Origin of the sequence: Synechococcus sp. H55.2 (assembly GCF_047462495.1) — a bacterium.
GTDB lineage: Bacteria > Cyanobacteriota > Cyanobacteriia > Thermostichales > Thermostichaceae > Thermostichus.
The window spans coordinates 1-3,852 of the sequence record NZ_JANSJH010000151.1; the positions used below are offsets into that span (position 1 = coordinate 1).

The 3,852-nt window shown below is 61.5% G+C and carries 3 protein-coding genes; 2 read left to right on the forward strand and 1 reads right to left on the reverse strand.

Annotated elements, in window-relative coordinates:
• Positions 1-130 precede the first annotated feature (130 nt).
• Positions 131-2,011, forward strand: coding sequence for an AMP-dependent synthetase/ligase (locus NW844_RS12375; RefSeq protein WP_414336064.1), 1,881 nt, complete (start codon positions 131-133; stop codon positions 2,009-2,011).
• Here NW844_RS12375 and NW844_RS12380 read toward each other — a convergent pair.
• On the reverse strand, positions 2,008-2,328 hold the full coding sequence (locus NW844_RS12380; RefSeq protein WP_414336065.1) for a hypothetical protein: 321 nt from the start codon (positions 2,326-2,328) through the stop codon (positions 2,008-2,010). The genes NW844_RS12375 and NW844_RS12380 overlap by 4 nt on opposite strands.
• 214 nt (positions 2,329-2,542) lie before the next feature.
• On the opposite strand from NW844_RS12380, the gene NW844_RS12385 reads away from it, so the two are divergent.
• Positions 2,543-3,852, forward strand: a 1,310-nt coding sequence (locus NW844_RS12385) for a (Fe-S)-binding protein (protein ID WP_414336066.1), incomplete at its 3' end; no start/stop codon positions are given.

The window sequence follows — 3,852 nt, forward strand, 5'->3', positions numbered from 1 at the left end:
GGTTGATCCCTACCTTTTCCCCGCAAGGGGACGGAGTTGGACTTGGTGACAGATTAGGAACTGTCCTGGGGGTGTCTGGGGAAAAAGCCCAAGTTCACTAGACTGTAAATGTGATTTAGGGTACAGATTTATGACGACTGTCTCCGCTGCTGCTACCCCCGCTAGCACGACGCTGCTCAACATCTGGCAAGTGTTGGCCGAAAAGTTTGCCGATCACACTGCCCTCAGGGATCCCCATGCCCAGCCAGTCTTTGAGATTTCTTATGGTCAGCTCTTTCGCCGCATTCAGACCTTGGCTGCCGGTTTGCAAGCTTTGGGCATTCGCCCCGGGGATCGGGTGGCCATTTTTGCCGATAATTCCCCCCGCTGGCTGATGGCGGATCTGGCCACGCTGTTTACGGGAGCGGTCAATGTGCCCCGCAGCGCCGTGGCGGATCCGGCTGAGCTGGGCTACATTTTGCGCCACTCCGGCAGCACGGCTTTGATTGCCCAGGATGTGAAGACCCTGAGGCGGGTGCAGCCGGTTGTGCAGGAGCTGGGCCTGGAGCGGCTGCTGCTGCTTTCCGATGAAGAAGAGGCAGGAGTATTGAACTTTTCTCAGTGGCTGCAGAAAGGGCGGGAAGGCCGCTACGAGCCGCCGCGGCTGGAGCGATCCCAGTTGGCCACCATCATCTACACCTCTGGCACCTCTGGTCGCCCCAAGGGGGTGATGCTCAGCCACGGCAACCTGATGCACCAGGTGGAGAACTTGAGTGTGGTTGTACAGCCCCGGCCAGGGGATAAGGTGCTGACCATTCTGCCCACTTGGCATTCTTATGAGCGGGCCTGCGAGTATTTTCTCCTCAGCCAGGCCTGTACGCTGGTCTATACCAACCCTCGCTTTATCAAGCAGGATTTGCAACAGGAGCAGCCCCACTATCTGGTGGCAGTGCCCCGCATCTGGGAGACGGTTTACGAAGGGATCCAGAGACAATTAAAGGAAAAAAGCCCCCTCATGCAGCGGCTGATCCGCACCTTGATGGCGGCCAGCGAAGGCTACGTGCTCGCCGGGCGGATAGCCGGCAACCGGTCGATTTTGCATTACGATGTCAGCCCTTGGGTGCGAGTGGGGGCCCGCCTGCAACAGGGGCTGCTCTGGCCTGTGCACCGCCTGGCCGATGCGCTCATCTACCGCAAGGTGCGGCAAGCTTTAGGCCCCAATTTTCAACAGGCCATCAGCGGCGGCGGATCCCTGCCCGCCTATCTGGATCTGTTTTACGAGGTGGTGGGCATTTCCATCCTCAACGGCTACGGCCTCACGGAAACCTCGCCGGTGCTGTGCGCGCGCCGTCCCGACAACAATGTGCGCGGCACGGCTGGCCCCCCCTTGCCAGGCACGGAGTTTCGCATTGTGGATCCGGAAACCCGGCAGCCGCTGCCCCCCCGTGCGAAGGGGCTGATCCTGGCGCGGGGGCCGCAGGTGATGATGGGTTACTACAACAATCCAGAGGCGACCGCCCAGGTGCTCAGCCCCGACGGCTGGTTTGAAACAGGGGATCTGGGCTGGCTCACCCCCGACGGGCAACTGGTGATCACCGGCAGGGCCAAGGACGTGATCGTGCTGCTTAACGGAGAGAACGTCGAGCCCCAGCCGCTGGAAGATGCCTGCCTGCAATCCCCTTACATCAGCCAAATGGTAATTGTCGGCCAGGACCAAAAGAAACTGGCCGCCCTCATCTACCCCAACCTGGACGCCCTCAAGGCTTGGGCCGCCGGGCAAGGGATCCCGGCTGCTGAGGCCGAGCTGCTGGCCCACCCGCAGGTGCGCGCGTTGATCTTGCGGGAGGTGCAAACCCGCATCCAGGAACGTCCCGGCTACCGGCCCCACGAGCAAATTGCCGACTTCCGCTTTTTGCCAGAGCCCCTGAGCGTGGAAAATGGCCTCCTGACCCAGACGCTGAAGATCAAGCGCAACCCGGTAGCCGAGCGCTATGCCCACCTCATCCAGGAGATGTATCCGACAGGGAGCTAAGTTTGGGATCCCCGTTGTTGCTCCAGGTGGCGCCGGAAGGTCTCCGGGGGAATGGCCCCCCGGTAGGCCCCACAGTAGTAGAGGGTGAGCACCGCCTTGTAGGCCCAATCGGTCGGCACCACGTCTGGGAAGGGGCTGGGCAGGGTGTCTGCTTGGTTGGCGGCGCAGGCCTGCAAGATCTGCTCCGTGGTGAGCTGTTCGGCCAGATCGGGGGGCAGCTCCCGCAGGTTGGGCTGGGCCAAAGCCGCTCCAGATAGGCTCAAACTGGAGAGAGCTGCGCCCACAAGAGCTTGGGTGAGGAGGTCTTGCACTTGCATTGGAAATGATCGACGAGGAGAAATCGGTCGGGTAAGTCCCTTCTCTAGGGTAGTACGGATGCAAAGAGCGTTTGGATCTGGATAGAAGTCTCAGCCGCTCTGTTCCCAGATTAAGATGCAAAAAAACCCGGAAGCAAAAGGAGACGGCGGGATCCCCGAACGGCCAATCCTCTCCTTGCGGGGTTGATGAAGTGTTGAGAACAGGTCGAGGCCAATGAGCTCATCCAAAGGGCCAAGTTTTGACAGCCTGGATCCGCCGGATCCCAAGCTAATCGATGCCTGTGTGCACTGCGGGTTTTGTCTGACCACCTGCCCCAGCTACCGCGTCCTCGGCAAGGAGACAGACTCGCCGCGGGGGCGCATCTATCAGATGGACGCCCTCAATCAGGGGCAGATTTCCCTTTCGGTGGCCACGGTTTCCCATTTCGATACCTGCCTGGGCTGTTTGGCCTGTGTTACCGCCTGCCCCTCAGGAGTGCGCTACGACCGGCTGATTGCCGCCACCCGCCCGCAAATCGAGCGCAACTACCCACGCGGTCTTTGGGATCGCCTGTACCGCCAATTTATCTTCTTCCTCTTCCCCTACCCGGAGCGGCTGCGGCCTCTGCTTTGGCCGCTTTGGCTCTATCAGAAGATGGGGATCGGCGCCTGGATCCGCCAAGGGCTGGAAAAAGTCTCCCCGCGACTGGCAGCTATGGAATCGCTCATGCCCCCTCTGGAGGTGGAGCAACTGCTGCCCAAGCGCTACCCGGAGCAGATCCCGGCGGTGGGCGAGCGCCGCTTTCGCGTGGGGCTGATCCTCGGCTGCGTGCAGCGCCTGTTTACCCCGCAGGTGAACGAGGCCAGCATTCGCGTCTTGACCCACAACGGCTGTGAGGTGGTGATCCCGCCTGCCCAGGGCTGTTGTGCGGCCTTGCCCCACCACCAAGGGCAACTGCAGCAGGCAGAAGCCCTAGCCCGCCAGATGGTGGATGCTTTTGCCGGCTACGAACTGGATGCCATTTTGGTGACTGCCTCCGGCTGCGGCCACACCCTCAAGGAGTACGGCCACCTTTTGGCCAAGGATCCCGACTACCACGAGAAAGCGGCCCAGTTTGCGGCCAAAGTCAAGGATATCCAGGAGTTTCTCGCTCAGGTGGGGCTGACTGCTCCCCTGTACCCCCTGCAGCCGGATCCCTTGGTGCTGGCCTACCAAGATGCCTGCCACATGCTGCACGGGCAACGCCTCAGCCAAGAGCCGCGGCAACTGCTACGCCAGATTCCGGGGCTGGAGCTGCGGGATCCCGTCGATGCCGCCCTCTGCTGTGGCAGCTCCGGCGTCTACAACCTGCTGCAACCCCAGATAGCAGATGAGCTGGGATCCCAGAAGGTGGCCAACCTCCTCAACACTGGTGCCCAGGGGATCGTCTCCGCCAACATCGGCTGCCGCCTGCAAATCCAGAAGCACCTGCAGGGCAAAGCCGGGATCCCCATTTATCACCCGATGGAACTCCTGGATCGCGCCCTGCAACCGGCGGCAACTCC

Bases quoted from the DNA above. Each gene is read 5' to 3' on its own strand.
- NW844_RS12380 (WP_414336065.1), bottom strand. From the start codon at position 2,328: ATGCAAGTGCAAGACCTCCTCACCCAAGCTCTTGTGGGCGCAGCTCTC.
- NW844_RS12375 (WP_414336064.1), top strand. From the start codon at position 131: ATGACGACTGTCTCCGCTGCTGCTACCCCCGCTAGCACGACGCTGCTC.